The 16,685-nt window shown below is 60.7% G+C and carries 16 protein-coding genes, 1 tRNA gene and 1 pseudogene; 13 read left to right on the plus strand and 5 right to left on the minus strand.

The features are described 5' to 3' along the window. Positions 1-29: 29 nt before the first annotated feature. A complete protein-coding gene (locus tag C9990_RS12345) occupies positions 30-2,783 on the minus strand; it encodes a response regulator (protein ID WP_106803445.1) in 2,754 nt (917 codons plus the stop codon). A gap of 205 nt (positions 2,784-2,988) precedes the next feature. Here C9990_RS12345 and C9990_RS12350 point away from each other — a divergent pair, with 205 nt between their 5' ends. Next, positions 2,989-3,717, plus strand: a complete 729-nt coding sequence (locus tag C9990_RS12350; protein WP_065907447.1) for a response regulator transcription factor — start codon at positions 2,989-2,991, stop codon at positions 3,715-3,717. Continuing rightward, positions 3,704-5,074, plus strand: a complete 1,371-nt coding sequence (locus C9990_RS12355) for a sensor histidine kinase (protein ID WP_106803446.1) — start codon at positions 3,704-3,706, stop codon at positions 5,072-5,074. The genes C9990_RS12350 and C9990_RS12355 overlap by 14 nt, the downstream gene beginning before the upstream one ends. A gap of 3 nt (positions 5,075-5,077) precedes the next feature. Here C9990_RS12355 and C9990_RS12360 read toward each other — a convergent pair whose 3' ends face one another. Continuing rightward, complete coding sequence (locus tag C9990_RS12360) at positions 5,078-5,593, minus strand: DUF2062 domain-containing protein (RefSeq protein WP_065907443.1); 516 nt, start codon at positions 5,591-5,593, stop codon at positions 5,078-5,080. A 135-nt stretch (positions 5,594-5,728) separates the two neighbouring features. On the opposite strand from C9990_RS12360, the gene C9990_RS12365 reads away from it, so the two are divergent. The 8 genes from C9990_RS12365 to murB all read left to right on the plus strand — a co-directional run bounded on the left by C9990_RS12365 (position 5,729) and on the right by murB (position 12,562). After that, complete coding sequence (locus tag C9990_RS12365; protein WP_106803447.1) at positions 5,729-7,954, plus strand: DNA internalization-related competence protein ComEC/Rec2; 2,226 nt, start codon at positions 5,729-5,731, stop codon at positions 7,952-7,954. Positions 7,955-8,041: 87 nt separating this feature from the next. Next, positions 8,042-8,677, plus strand: coding sequence for a MotA/TolQ/ExbB proton channel family protein (locus C9990_RS12370; RefSeq protein ID WP_065907440.1), 636 nt, complete (start codon positions 8,042-8,044; stop codon positions 8,675-8,677). Further along, the gene (locus C9990_RS12375) at positions 8,674-9,102 is read left to right on the plus strand and encodes a biopolymer transporter ExbD (RefSeq protein ID WP_065907438.1); all 429 of its coding nucleotides are present in this window, start codon (positions 8,674-8,676) and stop codon (positions 9,100-9,102) included. The genes C9990_RS12370 and C9990_RS12375 overlap by 4 nt, the downstream gene beginning before the upstream one ends. Beyond that, positions 9,102-10,112: a tetraacyldisaccharide 4'-kinase gene (gene lpxK, locus C9990_RS12380; RefSeq protein WP_065907436.1), complete on the plus strand. Its 1,011-nt coding sequence runs from the start codon at positions 9,102-9,104 to the stop codon at positions 10,110-10,112. Before C9990_RS12375 ends, lpxK begins: the two co-directional genes overlap by 1 nt. Positions 10,113-10,135: 23 nt before the next feature. Beyond that, positions 10,136-10,321 carry a Trm112 family protein gene (locus C9990_RS12385; RefSeq protein WP_003174668.1) on the plus strand — a complete coding sequence of 62 codons (186 nt, stop codon included), beginning with the start codon at positions 10,136-10,138 and terminating at the stop codon, positions 10,319-10,321. Further along, complete coding sequence (gene kdsB, locus C9990_RS12390) at positions 10,318-11,082, plus strand: 3-deoxy-manno-octulosonate cytidylyltransferase (RefSeq protein ID WP_106803448.1); 765 nt, start codon at positions 10,318-10,320, stop codon at positions 11,080-11,082. Before C9990_RS12385 ends, kdsB begins: the two co-directional genes overlap by 4 nt. After that, positions 11,082-11,546, plus strand: a complete 465-nt coding sequence (locus C9990_RS12395) for a low molecular weight protein-tyrosine-phosphatase (RefSeq protein WP_106803449.1) — start codon at positions 11,082-11,084, stop codon at positions 11,544-11,546. The genes kdsB and C9990_RS12395 overlap by 1 nt, the downstream gene beginning before the upstream one ends. After that, positions 11,543-12,562, plus strand: a complete 1,020-nt coding sequence (gene murB, locus C9990_RS12400) for a UDP-N-acetylmuramate dehydrogenase (protein WP_106803450.1) — start codon at positions 11,543-11,545, stop codon at positions 12,560-12,562. The genes C9990_RS12395 and murB overlap by 4 nt, the downstream gene beginning before the upstream one ends. Before the next feature lie 63 nt (positions 12,563-12,625). On the opposite strand, the gene C9990_RS12405 is transcribed toward murB, so the two are convergent. Continuing rightward, positions 12,626-13,297 (minus strand): Bax inhibitor-1/YccA family protein, encoded by a 672-nt coding sequence (locus C9990_RS12405; protein ID WP_065907428.1) that lies wholly within the window; start codon positions 13,295-13,297, stop codon positions 12,626-12,628. 152 nt (positions 13,298-13,449) lie between these two features. Between C9990_RS12405 and C9990_RS12410 the strand changes: the two genes are divergently transcribed. After that, positions 13,450-13,540: transfer RNA gene (locus tag C9990_RS12410), tRNA-Ser, on the plus strand. Between the two features lie 115 nt (positions 13,541-13,655). On the opposite strand, the pseudogene C9990_RS12415 reads toward C9990_RS12410, so the two are convergent. Then, a pseudogene (locus C9990_RS12415) lies at positions 13,656-14,237 on the minus strand (tyrosine-type recombinase/integrase); the annotation flags it as partial. A 259-nt stretch (positions 14,238-14,496) separates the two neighbouring features. On the opposite strand from C9990_RS12415, the gene C9990_RS32730 reads away from it, so the two are divergent. Beyond that, entirely contained in the window at positions 14,497-14,805 is a 309-nt protein-coding gene (locus tag C9990_RS32730; protein ID WP_106803451.1) for a DUF6527 family protein, read from the plus strand. 2 nt (positions 14,806-14,807) lie between these two features. Continuing rightward, on the plus strand, positions 14,808-15,320 hold the full coding sequence (locus C9990_RS12430) for a lysis system i-spanin subunit Rz (protein ID WP_106805638.1): 513 nt from the start codon (positions 14,808-14,810) through the stop codon (positions 15,318-15,320). Positions 15,321-15,360: 40 nt separating this feature from the next. Here C9990_RS12430 and C9990_RS12435 read toward each other — a convergent pair whose 3' ends face one another. Beyond that, complete coding sequence (locus C9990_RS12435) at positions 15,361-16,614, minus strand: AAA family ATPase (protein ID WP_106803452.1); 1,254 nt, start codon at positions 16,612-16,614, stop codon at positions 15,361-15,363. Positions 16,615-16,685 lie beyond the last annotated feature (71 nt).

Here is a 16,685-nt window from a genome sequence, read left to right on the forward strand (position 1 = left end):
TCACAGCAATCGCGCTCCTGCAGCGGTGTTCAGGCGCTGACCCGCGCTTCACTGGCGAGCCGGGCGATCGCCATGTCCAGTTCGTCCAGCGCGTGCATGGCCTTGGCGTCGTCCTGCTTGAGCAGGGTTTCGGCACGTTGGCAGGCCGCGCGCAACTGTGGCACGCCACAATAGCGAGTGGCGCCATGCAGGCGGTGGACGCGTTCGATCAGGGCGTTGTTGTCATTGGCATCACGGGCGACGTTGATAGCCAGGCGGTCGGCTTCCAGCGACGCCAGCAGCATGGCGAGCATGTCGGCGGCGAGGTCGGTCTTGCCGGCGGCCAGGCGCAGGCCTTCTTCGTGGTCCAGCACCGGCAGTTGCTCGCGAGGGCCGAGGCCATCGGCGCTGCGTTCCGGGCCCTGGTTGCGCAGGGCCAGGCCGGTCCATTTCAACACCACCTGCGCCAGTTGCCGCTCGCTGATGGGTTTGGTCAGGTAATCGTCCATGCCACTTTGCAGCAGCGCGCGTTTTTCGTTGGCCATGGCGTGGGCGGTGAGGGCGACCACCGGCAACGGCGTGCCGTGCCGCTCGCTTTCCCACTGGCGAATCGCCTCGGTACTCTGGCGACCGTCCATGCCGGGCATTTGCACGTCCATCAGCACCAGGTCGAAGGTGTCCTGCTTCACCGCGTCGACGGCCGCATAGCCGCTTTCCACGGCACGCACCCGTGCGCCCATGTCTTCGAGCAGGGTTTGCACCAGCAAAAGGTTGGCCGGGTTGTCATCCACACACAGCACGCGCGGTGCACGGCTGGACAACGGCTCGCCAGGTTCGCTGCGCGAAGGGCGTGGGCTGATCAGGTCGGACAGCGCCCTGCGCAGCTTGCGCGTGCAAGCTGGCTTGGCCTGCAACTGGCTGTTGGGGTTGGGCACCGACTGGTTGAACAGCATCTGCTCGGTAGTCGGGCACAGCACCAGCACTTTGCAGCCCAGGTGTTCGAGGTCCCACAGGTGTTGGTTGAGGCGTTCTGGCGGAATGTCATTGGCGGTCACGCCGAGCACCGCAAGATCGATGGCCTGTTCGGTCTGATGCGCGCTGGTGATGCCGTTGGTCAGGCTTTCGAGGCTGTTGAACGGCGTGACCTGCAGGCCACAGTCTTCGAGTTGGTGCTGCAAGGCCTGACGCGCCAGTTCGTGGTTTTCCAAGACGGCCACGCGATGGCCCAGCAGCGGCGCACACGGCAGGTCTTCGACATCGTCGCGGGTCTTGGGCAGGTTGAGGCTGATCCAGAATTCCGAGCCTTCGCCGGGCGTACTGTCGACGCCGATTTCACCGCCCATCTGCTCGATCAGGCGCTTGGAAATCACCAGGCCCAACCCAGTACCACCGGGTTGGCGCGACAACGAGTTATCGGCCTGGCTGAAGGCCTGGAACAACGCGCGCACGTCCTGGCTGGACAGGCCGATGCCGGTGTCCTGCACGCTGATGCGCAGTTGCACGCTGTCTTCCTGCTCGTCCTCGATCATCGCCCGGGCGACGATGGTGCCTTCACGGGTGAACTTGATCGCATTGCTGATCAGGTTGGTCAGGATCTGCTTGAGGCGCAGCGGGTCGCCGACCAGTGCCAGCGGGGTGTCGCGGTACACCAGGCTGACCAGTTCGAGCTGCTTGGCGTGCGCGGCGGGGGCGAGGATGGTCAGGGTGTCCTGCAGCAGGTCGCGCAGGTTGAACGGGATACTGTCGAGCACCAGCTTGCCGGCTTCGATTTTCGAGAAGTCGAGGATCTCGTTGATGATGCCCAGCAGGTTGTCGGCGGATTTTTCGATGGTGCCCAGGTAGTCCAGCTGGCGCGGGGTCAATTCACTTTTTTGCAGCAGGTGGGTAAAACCGAGGATGCCGTTGAGCGGCGTGCGAATTTCATGGCTCATATTGGCCAGGAACTCGGACTTGATGCGGCTGGCTTCCAGCGCCTCTTTGCGCGCCAGGTCCAGCTCGATGTTCTGGATTTCAATGGTTTCCAGGTTCTGGCGCACGTCCTCAGTGGCCTGGTCGATGCTGTGTTGCAACTCTTCCCGGGCGTTCTGCAGGGTCTCGGCCATGCGGTTGATGCCCGAGGCGAGCTGGTCCAGTTCCTGGCTGCCGAGGGCGGGCAGGCGGGTTTCCAGGTTGCCGTCCTTGAGCTGGGCCACGGCTTGCTTGATCAAGCCGATCGGGGAGTTGATGGTGCGGCTGATCCGCAGCGCCAGGGCCGCGGTGCAGATCAGCCCGATGGCGATCAGCAGCAGGCTGGCGAACAGGCTGCGGTAGCCACGCAGCAACATGCCATTGTGGGACAGCTCCACCTCGACCCAGCCGAGCAGGCGGTCGGCCTCATCGGGAATCAGGTCGCCGGCGAGGTTGCGATGGCGGCCAAACACTGGCAGCAGGTACCGCGTGGCGTCATTGCCGGTGCGCTGCAGCAAGTGCGAGCTGTTGCCGACCGGCGGCTGGTTGAGCATGGTCGGGCCGGCGTGGGCGAGGGACGCGCGGTCCGGGGCGAGGAAGGACACGGCGCGTACGTCCGGCTGTTCCAGGGATTGAGTGGCGATGCGCTCCAGCAGGTCCGTGTTGCGCGCGCTCAAGGCGGGTGCCACCAGCGGTGCCAGCTGCTCGGCGATCATTTCGCCGCGCTGCAGCAATTGCGACTGCAGTTCCGAGAGCTGCATCCAGGTGAAATAGCCCCCCAGCAAAGAGGCCATCAGGCTGGTCGGTAATAAGGTCAGCAACAGTACGCGGCCCTTTATCCCCATTCTTCTAAGCACGCCACTCTCCTGCTACCACAGTGTTATCGAATTTCTGCACGGGCATCCGGCCCGCACCACCTGCGCAGTGTAGCCATTTGCACGGCGAGGAATCTTGCAAATTAATGACATACGGCAATCTTCGCGCCATTTGGCGCCGGGTGGCGATTGCCTGGCGCGGGGTAATCTTGAATAATTAGTCATTGAGAATGACTTGCAGACGCTAATGAATCCCGCAGCAGTTGGCCTACCCAGTATCCTGACCATCGAAGACGATCCCGTGCTCGGCGCCTACGTCCATGAGCACCTGGGCCGCTGTGGTTTCCAGGTCACCTGGTGCCAGAACGGCCAGCAAGGCCTGCAGATGGCCCGCGACCAGGCGTTCGACGTGGTGTTGATGGATATCCTGCTGCCGGGACTGGATGGCCTGTCGATCCTGACCCATCTGCGCCAGAGCCATTCGATCCCGGTGATCCTGATGTCGGCCCTGGGCGCCGAAGCCGACCGCGTCAGTGGTTTTCGCCTGGGCGCCGACGATTACTTGCCCAAGCCGTTCAGCATGATCGAACTGCGCGTGCGCATCGAAGCCATCCTGCGCCGAGTGGCCCTGGATCGGCGTCCGTTGCCAAGCCTGACCCTGGCGCGCGATGACGCACGCACGCTGCGTTTTGACGATGAACTGTGCGACGTCTTCTACCAGCAGCACTGGGCCGGGCTGACCCGCAGCGAATACCGCCTGCTCGAAACCCTGCACCGCAATGGCGAGGAAGTGCTCAGCAAGGCCTTCCTCTACCAGCATGTGCTGCAACGTGGCTATGCGCCTCACGACCGCAGTCTCGATATGCATATCAGCCAGATCCGCCGCAAGCTCAAGGCCATCGGCTATGCCGAGCGCGAAGTGCGCACGGTGTGGGGCAAGGGTTATGTGCTGAGTGCTCTTGATGACGGACTTTGAACGTCCGTTGAAGCGGTTGCCGGGCAAGCACTCGTTATTCTGGAAACTGGCTTGCCTGCTGATCGCCTTCTGTCTGCTGATGATCTGGCTCAGTTGGTCCTGGGGCCGCTACATGGAAGAGCAGAACGCCTATCTGGCCGAGGAACCCCGCGAGATCCTTAAGGGCTACGCGGCAGGCGCCGAGCTGGCCTGGAGTACCCAGGGACGTGCCGGAGTGGACGCGTGGTTGCAGGTCATGGCCAAGCGCGAGTCGACCTGGGTCGGTGTGATCGGCAACGACTTGCAATCGCTGAGCAGTACGCCGCTGGCGGTCAAGGAAAGCCAGCGCCTGACTTTCCTGCGTGGCCTGGAATGGCCGGTCAGCCGGCATGTCAAAGGCCTGCCCTGGTTGAAAATCCCATTCCCCGTGGATCCCAACGCTGGCTCGCTGGTGATCGAGTTGCCGCAGCGCTTCATGCCGGGGCGTTATCAACTGTTCTGGCGGGTGGTGACCAACGGTGTGATCCCCGGCCTGTTTACCTTGTTGCTGTGTGTGGGCTTGTACCGGCTGCTGATCATGCCGCTCAACCAACTGCGCGAGCAGGCCAATGCCTGGCGTGCCGATCAGTTGAATACGCGGCTGTCCCACGCGGCAACCAGCCGTCAGGATGAACTGGGCGAGCTGGGCCGGGCTTTCGACCAGATGTCCGAGCGCCTGCAAGGGACCGTGCTACTGCAGCAGCAATTGCTGCGAGACATGTCCCATGAATTGCGCACCCCGTTAAGCCGCCTGCGCGTGGCCTGTGACAGTGAGCAGGACCTGGCGCAACTGCGCGAGCGACTCGGCCGCGAGATTGACGCGATGCAGCGCCTGGTGGAAGACAGCCTGCAACTGGCCTGGCTGGACACCGAGCGGGCGCCGTTGCCGCAGGAAGATATCCAGCTCCAAGCGCTGTGGGACATGTTGCGCGAAAACGCGTGCTTTGAAAGTGACTGGTCGCCGTCGCGCCTGCCGTGCCTGCTGGGCGCCGATTGCTGGGTGCGTGGCAACCTGAACACCCTGGCCCAGGCCCTGGAAAATATCCTGCGCAATGCCATCCGGCATTCGCCAGTGGACGGTATCGTCAGCTTGGACGGGCAGCGTGATGGCGAGTACTGGCACCTTTGGCTGGAAGATCAGGGCGGGGGGATCGACGAGCAGGACCTGGAGCGAATCTTCGCGCCCTTTACCCGCCTGGACGGTTCACGCCCCGGCGACGGTGGCTTCGGCCTGGGCTTGAGCATCGCGCGCAACGCCGTGCAGCGCCAGGAAGGCAGCCTGTGGGCGGAAAACACCGGCAGCGGCCTGCGCGTGCACCTGCGTCTGCGCGCTCGCTGACCCTCACGCGCGACGCTGTTTGCGTTTCTTCCATTGGTGCGCCACCCACCAGCGCCAATAGAGCATGGTCAGGCAATAGGCCAGCGCCCCCAACACCAGCCCCAATACCACCGAACCCAGCAGAAAGGGCTGCCACAAGGTACTCAGTTGGCTGCTGATCCATTCCCAGGTGAGGTCATCGGGCAGGCTGCGTGGCGGTACATTCATCAACCACGCGCCGGTCAGGTAGGTGCAAATAAACACCACCGGCATGGTGATCGGGTTGGTCAGCCACACCAGGCTGACGGCGATGGGCATATTGCCGCGCACCGTAATCGCCAGGATGGCCGCGAGCAGCATCTGTAACGGGATCGGGATAAAGGCCGCGAACAAGCCTACCGCCATGGCCCGGGCCACCGAGTGCCGGTTCAGGTGCCAGAGGTTCGGGTCATGCAGCAGCGTGCCGAGAAACTGTAATGACTTGTGTTCCCTGATACTGGTCGGGTCGGGCATGTACCGTTTGAATAAGCGCCGGGGCATAAGGGGTCCAGGTCAGTTCGAGGGGCAAGTATGCCCGCATTCTATAAACAGAAAATTCAGACTTTGTGACAAAACATCATAGGCGCTGCCCGGCAACCCGCTAAGACTGAGTGGATCACTTGCAAAGGATGATTCATGAAGACAGGGATGTTTGCGCTGGTGCTGGGGTTACTGGCCTTGCGTTGGTTACCGGCGTTGCCGTCGACGGGATGGCTGGTGATGCTGCTGGTGGTGGCGCTGATGCTGTTGCCGTTTCGCACCTACCCGCTGGCGTTCTTCCTGTTCGGTTTGAGCTGGGCTTGCCTCAGCGCGCAATCGGCCCTGGATAATCGTCTCGACCCGGCGCTGGACGGCCAGACCCGCTGGGTCGAAGGGCGGATCACCGGGTTACCGCAACGAACCGGCGAGGGCGTACGTTTTGAACTGACCGACAGCCGCTCGCGAAAGGCGCGGCTGCCCAAGCGTATTCGCGTGTCCTGGCGGGGCGGGCCCGAGGTGCGCAGTGGCGAGCGCTGGCGCCTGGCAGTCAGCCTCAAGCGGCCCTCGGGCCTGCTGAATTTTCACGGGTTCGATCAAGAGGCCTGGCTGTTGGCCCAGCGCATCGGTGCCACCGCGTCGGTGAAGGACGGCGAGCGCCTGGCGCCGGCGCGCAATGCCTGGCGCGACAGCGTGCGCCAACGCCTGATGGCGGTGGATGCCCAAGGTCGCGAGGCGGGCCTGGCTGCGTTGGTGTTGGGCGACGGTTCGGGGTTGGCGGCCGAAGATTGGCAGGTCTTGCAGGCTACCGGCACCGTGCACCTGCTGGTGATTTCCGGCCAGCATATCGGCCTGCTGGCGGGGCTGGTCTACGGACTGATCGCCGGGTTAGCGCGCTACGGGTGCTGGCCGCGCACCTGGCCGTGGCTGCCATGGGCGTGCGGCCTGGCATTCGGCGCAGCCCTGGGGTACGGCCTGCTGGCAGGGTTCGGCGTGCCGGTCCAGCGTGCCTGTGTGATGGTCGGGTTGGTGCTGGTGTGGCGTTTGCGCTTTCGTCACCTGGGGGTGTGGTGCCCATTGTTGCTGGCGCTTAATGGCGTGCTGATCCTGGAGCCATTGGCCAGTTTGCAGCCAGGCTTCTGGTTGTCCTTTGCCGCAGTGGCGGTGCTGATCCTGGCCTTCGCCGGGCGGCTGGGGCCCTGGAGTATGTGGCAGGCATGGACCCGACCGCAGTGGCTGATCGCCATCGGCCTGTTTCCGGTATTGCTGGTGCTCGGGTTGCCGATCAGCCTGAGTGCGCCGTTGGCCAATCTGGTGGCGGTGCCCTGGATCAGCCTGGTGGTATTGCCGCTGGCCTTGCTGGGGACGGCCTTGCTGCCGTTGCCGTGGTTGGGGGAGAGCCTGTTGTGGCTGGCCGGCGGTGCATTGGCCGGGCTGTTCGAGGGCCTGGCCTGGCTCGCCGGACTGCAGCCGGCGTGGGTCCCGGCCGGGGTGCCGCGGGGTTACTGGTGGTTGAGCCTGCTGGGCACGGTGCTGCTGTTGTTGCCCAACGGTGTGCCGTTGCGCCTGCTGGGGTTGCCGATGCTGCTGCTTGCCGTCTTTCCGCCGCAGGAGCGGGTGCCCCATGGGCAGGTGGACGTGGTTCAGCTGGATGTCGGGCAGGGGCAATCCCTGATCCTGCGAACCCGCCATCACACCTTGCTCTACGATGCCGGCCCGCGTACCGGAACATTTGACCTCGGCGCGCGGGTGGTGCTGCCGTCGCTGCGAAAGTTCGGGGTCGACAGGCTAGACATGATGTTGCTCAGCCATGCCGATGCGGATCACGCGGGCGGCGCGGCGGCGATTGCCGGGGGCATGCCGATCCAGCGTGTGGTGGGCGGTGAAGTCGAAGGCCTGCCGGCGTTCCTCGGCACCCAGCCTTGCGTCAGCGGTGAGCAATGGCAGTGGGACGGTGTTTCATTCGAACTGTGGCAATGGCCAGGCGCCGACAACGGTAACGCGAAGTCCTGCGTGTTGCAGGTGCAGGCGAATGGCGAGCGCCTGTTGCTCACCGGCGACATTGATCGCGCCGCCGAACAGGCTTTCCTGGCTTCGCCGCTGGCCGTGCCGACCGATTGGCTGCAAGCGCCCCACCATGGCAGCCGCAGTTCGTCTTCGAAGGCCTTCCTGCAACGATTGGCACCCGGTTCGGTGCTGATATCGCGTGGGCGTGGCAACGCGTTCGGCCATCCCCATCCGCAGGTGCTGCAGCGCTATCAGGCGCTGGGCAGCCAGGTCTACGACAGTGCCGAGCAGGGGGCCGTGCGCCTGCAGCTAGGGGCCTTTGCAGCACCGGTCGTTGCGCGCAGTCAACGCCGGTTCTGGCGCGAGGGGTTACCCTGATCGTACCGTCGACCGCTGCATGGCCGGCGGACCCCGCCGGCGAACCTATATGGTAAAGTGGCGCACTTTTTCGAGGGGACATTCACTGTGTGGGAATTGGTCAAATCCGGCGGCTGGATGATGTTGCCGATCATCATGAGTTCCATCGCCGCACTCGGCATCGTCGCCGAACGCCTGTGGACCCTGCGCGCCAGCCGCGTCACCCCCGAGCATCTGCTGGGGCAGGTCTGGGGCTGGATCAAGAACAAACAGTTGGACAAGGACAAGCTCAAGGAACTGCGGGCCAACTCGCCGCTGGGTGAGATCCTCGCCGCGGGCCTGGCCAACTCCAAGCATGGTCGCGAGATCATGAAGGAGTGCATCGAGGAAGCCGCGGCCCGCGTCATCCATGAACTGGAACGCTATATCAACGCCCTCGGCACCATCGCCGCCATGGCGCCGTTGCTGGGGCTGCTGGGCACGGTATTAGGCATGATCGATATTTTCAGCTCGTTCATGGGCTCGGGCATGACCACCAACGCCGCGGTGCTGGCCGGTGGTATTTCCAAGGCCTTGATCACCACGGCCGCAGGCCTGATGGTCGGTATTCCTTCGGTGTTCTTCCATCGCTTCCTGCAACGCCGCATCGATGAACTGGTGGTTGGCATGGAGCAGGAAGCCATCAAGTTGGTGGAAGTGGTGCAGGGCGACCGTGATGTGGACTTGGTCGAGGGCAGAGCGTGAAATTTCGCCGCAAGCAACGGGAAAATGTCGATATCAACCTCGCGTCGCTGATCGACGTGGTGTTCATCCTGCTGCTGTTTTTTGTCGTCACCACCACGTTCACCCGGCAAACCCAGCTGCGTGTCGACCTGCCGGAAGCCGTGAGCGGTTCGCCGGCCGAAGACCAGCAAGTCAAGCAACTCGACATCGCCATCAGCGCCGACGGGGTGTTCTCGGTGAATAACCAGTTGCTCGAGAAAAACGACCTCAACAGCCTGATGGACGCGCTGCAGAAGGAATCCGGCGGTGATACCAAGATGCCGCTGTCGATCAGTGCAGACGGCAAGACCCAGCACCAGGCCGTGATCACCGCCATGGACGCGGCCGGCAAGCTCGGCTTCAGCCATCTGCGCATGACCACCGTCGAGGCGGCGAGCCAACCCTGATGGCCATGTCCGATCGTTTGCTCAAGGCCTGGTACACCGGTCATCCGGCGCTCGCCCTGTTGCGGCCGCTGGAATCCCTGTATCGCCGCGTGGTGCAGCGTAAGCGTGCGCGATTCCTGGCGGGCGAGGGCGAGATCTACCAGTCGCCTGTGCCGGTGGTGGTGGTCGGCAATATCACCGTGGGTGGCACCGGCAAGACGCCGTTGATCCTGTGGCTGATCGAACACTGCCGGCGCAGCGGTTTGCGCGTTGGCGTGGTCAGTCGTGGGTATGGTGCCAAGCCGCCGCAGCTGCCGTGGCGGGTCGAGGCCAGCCACAGCGCCGACGTGGCCGGTGATGAGCCGCTATTGATCGTGCAGCGCTGCGGTGTCCCATTGATGATCGACCCCGACCGCAGTCGCGCGGTCCGGGCCCTGCTGGCGAGTGAAACCCTGGACCTGATCCTCTCCGACGACGGCCTGCAGCATTACCGCCTGGCCCGTGACCTGGAACTGGTACTGATCGACGCCGCCCGTGGCCTGGGCAATCGCCGCTGCCTGCCGGCCGGACCGTTGCGCGAGCCGGTGGAGCGCCTGCAGAGTGTCGATGCGTTGCTGTACAACGGCGCCGTCTCGGACCGTGAGGACGGCTTCGCCTTTCGCCTGCAACCCAGCGCATTGGTCAACCTGCAGAGCGGCGAGCGCCAGCCGGTCGATTACTTCCCGGCGGGCCAGCAGGTACACGCGGTCGCCGGCATCGGCAACCCGCAACGTTTCTTCAATACCCTTGAAACGCTACACTGGCAGCCAATACCCCATGCTTTTGCCGACCACGCGCCCTACAGCGCCGAGGTCCTGAACTTTACGCCGTCATTGCCGCTGGTCATGACCGAGAAGGACGCGGTGAAGTGCCGCGCCTTTGCCCGGCCAGACTGGTGGTACCTTGCAGTGGATGCCGTGCCGTCGCCAGCGTTCGTCGCCTGGTTCGACACGCAGTTGATGCGTCTGCTGCCCGCTCGTCTCTTGCCTTAAACGCTGCTATCCAGGAAACACTCATGGACACCAAATTGCTCGACATCCTCGCTTGCCCGATCTGCAAAGGCCCGCTCAAGCTCAGCGCCGACAAAACCGAGCTGATCAGCAAAGGCGCCGGCCTGGCTTACCCGATCCGTGATGGCATCCCGGTGATGCTGGAAAGCGAAGCCCGCACCCTGACTACCGACGAGCGCCTGGATAAATGACCACAGCCTTTACCGTTGTCATTCCGTCGCGCTACGCCTCGACCCGGCTTCCGGGCAAACCGCTGCAACTGATCGGCCACAAGCCGATGATCCAGCTGGTGTGGGAACAGGCCTGCAAGAGCAGCGCCGAGCGCGTGGTGGTGGCTACCGATGATCCACGCATCATCGACGCCTGCAAAGGTTTCGGCGCCGAAGCGGTGCTGACCCGCGAAGACCACAACTCCGGCACCGACCGCCTGGCTGAAGTGGCCACCCAGCTGGGCCTGGCCCCGGATGCGATCGTGGTCAACGTGCAGGGTGACGAGCCGCTGATCCCGCCGAGCGTGATCGATCAGGTGGCCGCCAACCTGGCCGCCCATGGCGAAGCGCGCATGGCCACGCTGGCCGAGCCGATCGAAGACATCGACACACTGTTCAACCCCAATGTGGTCAAGGTGGTCAGTGACATCAATGGCCTGGCGCTGACGTTCAGCCGTTCGACCTTGCCGTGGGCCCGCGATGCCTTTGCCAAGCAGCCTGACGTGTTGCCGCAAGGCGTGCCGTATCGCCGCCATATCGGCATCTACGCCTATCGCGCCGGCTTCCTGCATGACTTCGTCAGCTGGGGCCCCTGCTGGCTGGAAAACACCGAATCGCTGGAACAACTGCGTGCCCTGTGGCACGGCGTGCGTATCCACGTGGGCGATGCCCTGGAAGCGCCTCCTGCCGGCGTCGATACCCCGGAAGACCTTGAGCGCGTCCGGCGCCTGCTGGGGGCTTGATGGAAGTTCTGTTTGTCTGCCTGGGCAATATCTGCCGCTCGCCGACTGCCGAAGGTGTGCTGCGCCATAAATTGCGCGAAGCCGGGCTGGCGGGGCAGGTGGAAGTGGCCTCGGCCGGTACCGGTGAATGGCATATCGGCAACCCGCCCGACCAGCGCAGCCAGCGTGCAGCGTTGGTTCGCGGCTACGACTTGTCGGCGCAACGTGCCCAGCAGGTATCACGTGCCGACTTTGCGCGCTATGACCTGATCCTCGCGATGGACAACAGCAACCTGCGCAATCTCAAGGCCCTGCAGCCAGCGCAGGGCAAGGCCGAGCTGGACCTGTTCCTGCGCCGCTTCGAGGCTGAAGTCGACGAAGTGCCGGACCCTTACTACGAAGGCGAACAAGGCTTCGAGCGGGTGCTGGACCTGATCGAGCGCGCCTGTGACTTATTGGTGATTGAATTGAAGGGGCGGTTATGACCTTGCAGGTGCTTTCGCAGGTATCGCTCAAGCCATTCAACAGCTTTGGCATCGATGTGCGTGCCCAACTGTTCGCCGAAGCGCACAGCGACGACGACGTGCGCGAGGCCCTGGCCTACGGCGCCGCAAAGGCATTGCCGGTGCTGGTCATCGGTGGCGGCAGCAACCTGCTGCTGACCCAGGATATTCCTGCACTGGTCCTGCGTATGGCCACCCAAGGCATCCGCGTGCTCAGCGATGACGGCGTGCAAGTGGTGGTTGAAGCCGAAGCGGGCGAAGCCTGGCACCCGTTCGTGCTGTGGACCCTGGCGCAGGGCTTCTGCGGCCTGGAAAACCTCAGCCTGATCCCTGGTACGGTGGGCGCTGCCCCCATGCAGAACATCGGTGCCTACGGTGTAGAGATCAAGGACGTATTCGCCGGCCTGACTGCCCTGGACCGGCACACGGGCGAGCTGCGCGATTTCAGCCTGCCAGAGTGCAACTTTGCCTACCGCGACAGCCTGTTCAAGCACGAGACCGGGCGCTGGCTGATCCTGCGGGTGCGCTTTGCCCTGAGTCGCGCCAGCCACCTCAAGCTCGACTACGGCCCGGTGCAGCAGCGCCTGGCCGGGCAGGGCATCACCGAGGCGACGCCAAGTGATGTCAGCCGGGCAATCTGCAGCATTCGTCGCGAGAAACTGCCGGACCCGGCGGAGCTTGGCAATGCCGGCAGCTTCTTCAAGAACCCGTTGGTGTCCCAGGCGCTGGCTGCAGAGCTGCAGGAGCTGTATCCGGACCTGGTGGCGTATCCCCAGGCCGATGGGCAGATGAAACTCGCCGCCGGCTGGCTGATCGACAAGGCAGGCTGGAAGGGCTTTCGCGAAGGCGATGCGGGCGTGCACAAGTTGCAGGCGCTGGTGCTGGTCAACTATGGCGCTGCGTCAGGGCACGACATTGCCAACCTGGCCAGGCGTATCCAGCAGGATATCGCCGAGCGCTTCAAGGTCGACCTGGAAATGGAACCCAACCAGTATTGAACCGCTGAAAACAAAAATGCCCCGTATCTTTCGATACGGGGCATTTTTTATTGCGAGGATGAATCAGTCATCGCGGCTCATGATGCCGAAGATCTGCAACAGGCTGATGAACAGGTTGTAGATCGATACATACAAGCTGATGGTCGCCATGATGTAGTTGCGCTCACCGCCGTGGATGATGGCGCTGGTCTGGAACAGGATGCACACCGAGGAGAACAGCACAAAACCTGCGCTGATCGCCAGTTGCAGGCCGCTGATCTGGAAGAACATGCTGGCGAGCACGGCGGCCAGCAGTACGAAGAAGCCCGCGGTGATGAAGCCACCCAGGAAGCTCATGTCCTTGCGGGTAATCAGTACGTAGGCCGACAGACCACCAAACACCAGGGCCGTCATGGCAAACGCCGAGCTGACCACTTCCGCGCCGCCGGCCATGCCGAGGTAACGGTTGAGGATCGGGCCGAGGATAAAGCCCATGAAACCGGTCAAGGCAAACGCCGACACCAGGCCCCAGGCCGAGTCACGCAGCTTGTTGGTCAGGAAGAACAGACCGTAGAAGCCGATCAGCACGACAAAGATGTTCGGGTAGCCGACGCGCATCTGTTGAGCCACGAACGCCATCACGCCGCTGAAGGCGAGGGTGAGGGCAAGCAAGCCATAGGTGTTGCGCAACACGCGGCTGACTTCAAGCTGCTCAGCCTGCGCGTTACCATTCACTGCGTAATTCTGTTCGCGCATGGCGACACTCCTTCGGTTTTGAAACGTTCAGTCGCAAAGATCATAACAGACGCTCTGTAACAAGCGATGGCGAGAGTTTGACAGTGTGTTTCATTCGGGTATTATGGCGCCCGCTGAGACGGGATAGGCTACTATAATCCTGTGATGCACAAGGGAAATTGGCAGAGTGGTTGAATGCACCGGTCTTGAAAACCGGCGGACGTTAATAGCGTCTCCAGGGTTCGAATCCCTGGTTTCCCGCCAAGATTCAAACGAAAGCCCCGCAATGCGGGGCTTTTGTGTTTCTGGGGTTTGGGTGGAACACGACGGTTTTTGAGAGGCGTTCCGAAACTTTCGGGTAGGAGTTCCGAAACTTTGCCTATTTGGAGGGTTTGGCGGTCGCACCAATCCGCCTGTAGACCCGCTTAGTTATCTCTTGTTTAGTGTGCCCCAGGAGCAGGCTTGCGTCGCCAATATCGACGATTTCCGATGCCGCCTTGGGCCGAATATCACGAAATTGAAACCCGCCGATCTTCGCCGCGAGCATAGGGTCACCCTGATCCAGAGCATTTTTTTGCGCTTTCTCCCGTGCTTTGTCCCAGCGCAAGCGCAACATGCCCTTGGTCATCCGTTTTCCGTACTTGTTGATCAGTAAGTATTTGGAAGGGTGGCGTACGTTCCTTTCTGTTATCTCCCTAACCAATTTCCCGAGGCTGTTTTCTCCGGCTTCTGTTCGCATCAGAATTCTGAGTTTCTGCCCGGTTTTGCCCTGAGTCACCAGGAAGTAATCGCCTTCGGTATCGTCGCTACGCATGATGATCACATCGGCGGGGCGCTGGCCGGTCAAATAGGCCAGATCCATTGCTTCCTTAAGCTCTGGCCCAGCCATCCCATAAACCGCATCCCAAACCACGGCATTGGCATAGTAGTCGCGTGGCACCTCCTTGTTCTTCCTTACTCCAGCAGATGCTTAAGGACTGGCCGTATTACCGAACACTGCTGGCCCTGCCTGACTTCAGCCCGATTAGCCAGGACCTGCTGGCTCTGCAGCACATCCGCGAGTGCCGCGCACTGCCGGATGTTCATGCGGGCCGGATCGAGTCCGCAATCGCAAAGTGCCGGAATATTTGGGCAAGCCTGCCCGGGGCGGGGTATGCCCAGCGTGAACACCGGCTTGACGATCTGATTCAGCAGTACCGCTTGGCGGGTGGAGCTCTGTCATGACGGCATTACGGAAAGTGTCTCGGTGCCTGGCCCAGTCTGAAGAGGATCGTCTGTTTTTCGAGTGTCCAGGTTGCGGCATCGCTCATGGTGTATCGCATGGAAATGGACCAGGGCCCCGGTGGGGGTGGAATGGGCACTTGGACGCGCCGACGTTCACGCCGAGCATCCTGGTCCGATACACCTGGTCTGACGGTCCCCGGGTTTGCCATTCGTTCGTGACCGGTGGGCGCATCCAGTTTCTTGAGGACTGCACCCACCATCTGGCGGGAGGGACCGTCGACCTGCCCGATTGGGAGGATGAGTAATGCTGACCACATCACAGAAGCTGGCAGTCTCGCTGATCGCGATGATCATTGCGTTCGGCGCGGCCTGGCAGGTGCAAGCCTGGCGTTACGCAGGGCAGCTCGCGAGCCAGGCCGCGCTGCGGGCTGACGATCTGAACAATCTGACTCAGGCAGCGCTACGCCAGCAGCAGACCGAGCACGACAAGCGCCTGGTCACAGAGCAACAACTTGCTATCTTCGATCAACAGCACACCCGAGAAATGTCCGATGCCAAACGCAACCAAGCTCTATTGCGCGACCGCCTTGCTACTGATGATGTGCGGCTGTCAGTCCTTCTCGACGCCACGGATCCAGCCAGTGGCTGCAACGTGTCTGCCACCCCCAGCACCGTCGGCGTGGTTCATGCAGCCCGTCGAGCCCAACTTGACCCAGCGCATGCTCAACGAATTATCGGCATCACCGACGCCGGCGACCAAGGATTGATCGCCTTACAGGCCTGTCAGTCTTATGTAAAGGAAATATCTACACCGAGGTAACGATGGACTTAGGGTGTTTGAGTATACTATTTTTATTGTGCTATCTAACTCCGAAATTCTTCTTAATGACTTTCGAGTTTTCTGCATTTTTTCGGAGCATGAGTCTTATGCACATTAAATATCTCGGGTCACGTATCGTATAAGCACCGGTATCTTCATTTTTTGCTAGCAATGGCGATGGTCCGCGTGTTAGTTCTGCCAGGATCGCGCCAATTCCCATATTTTTAGATAGAGTCTCAGGGAACTCTTGGGTTACAGATTTGTCTATGTCGTTAGCGTCAAATTGATGTCCGCTCAATTGAGCTACACAATAAATGACCTGATTTCTTCTCGCTACTGTGGTGTCGCGACTGTTCATGTGTCGTTCAACGACCGTATAGCTCTCTCTTAATCCTTGTAGTAACCATTTCTCGTCTGCAGCAACCAGCAAATTTGATTGATACTTCCAATCGTTTTTCTTAATCATTTTTGCGAGTGCTTCACAGTACTCGTGAACCCTCTGCGCGACACCGAGAGAAATTGACCATATATGGTTAGAGATTTCACGAATGTCATTTGCTGATACAGTTATATTCAACTGGTTGAAGCCTTTTCGTATAATCTGTTCCACCTGTCCCGAGTCCAGTCCTCCAACCTTTTTTATTTCGTAAATTCTATTGGATACCGAATCGGAGTTTTTTGTTTTTCGAAAATACTGTAGTACTCCGTTGGGCACGCCAACGATTAAAAAGTTTATATTAAAAATAGAAAACTTATCATCGTCTAAAAGTATTATGAGGTTTGCTAGTTCGTTCATTAACTCTGGAGTATTAAAAATAGATTCCAGGTTGTCGATGACAATTATTTTTTTAATGTTTCTTTTCGGGTCACTACTGCCTGCAAATAGCTTAAAGGCTCTTAGTAACGGGTCTTCCTGAGTTATGTTGAAATTCCCTACATGTTCCAGGCCGCCCTTGGCAAAAAAAGCTGTGACCTCTGCTAGTTTTTTTTCGCTGTAGCCTTGTTTTATCGCAGTGCCTGGTTCAACGATGGCCGCGCATATTACTGATGTTAGGGAGTTAGAGAGCGAAGCGCTAGCGCAATTTGCTATCACAAAGGGGATGTTATTTTTTTTTAATGCTACTTTATAAAGCCATGTCTTCCCATTGCCACTTTCGCCAAATAATAAAGTGTGAGAGTGGCGTTCAAAGGCTTCTTCTAGTTCTTCCTCAAAAGTTGGTCGAGGAACATACATGTCTAGATTTAACTCTCGACTGCGCGGAGTAAAAACTGCGGTAATATTTTTTCTGCTCATATCGGTCCTTGAGTTTTTGAATGAAAATTACTTGTGCCCTAAGCTTGGTGCACTTGAAAGGCTTTCCAAGT

It is taken from the genome of Pseudomonas sp. S5D5 (genome assembly GCF_003013355.1).
GTDB lineage: Bacteria > Pseudomonadota > Gammaproteobacteria > Pseudomonadales > Pseudomonadaceae > Aquipseudomonas > Aquipseudomonas aylmerensis.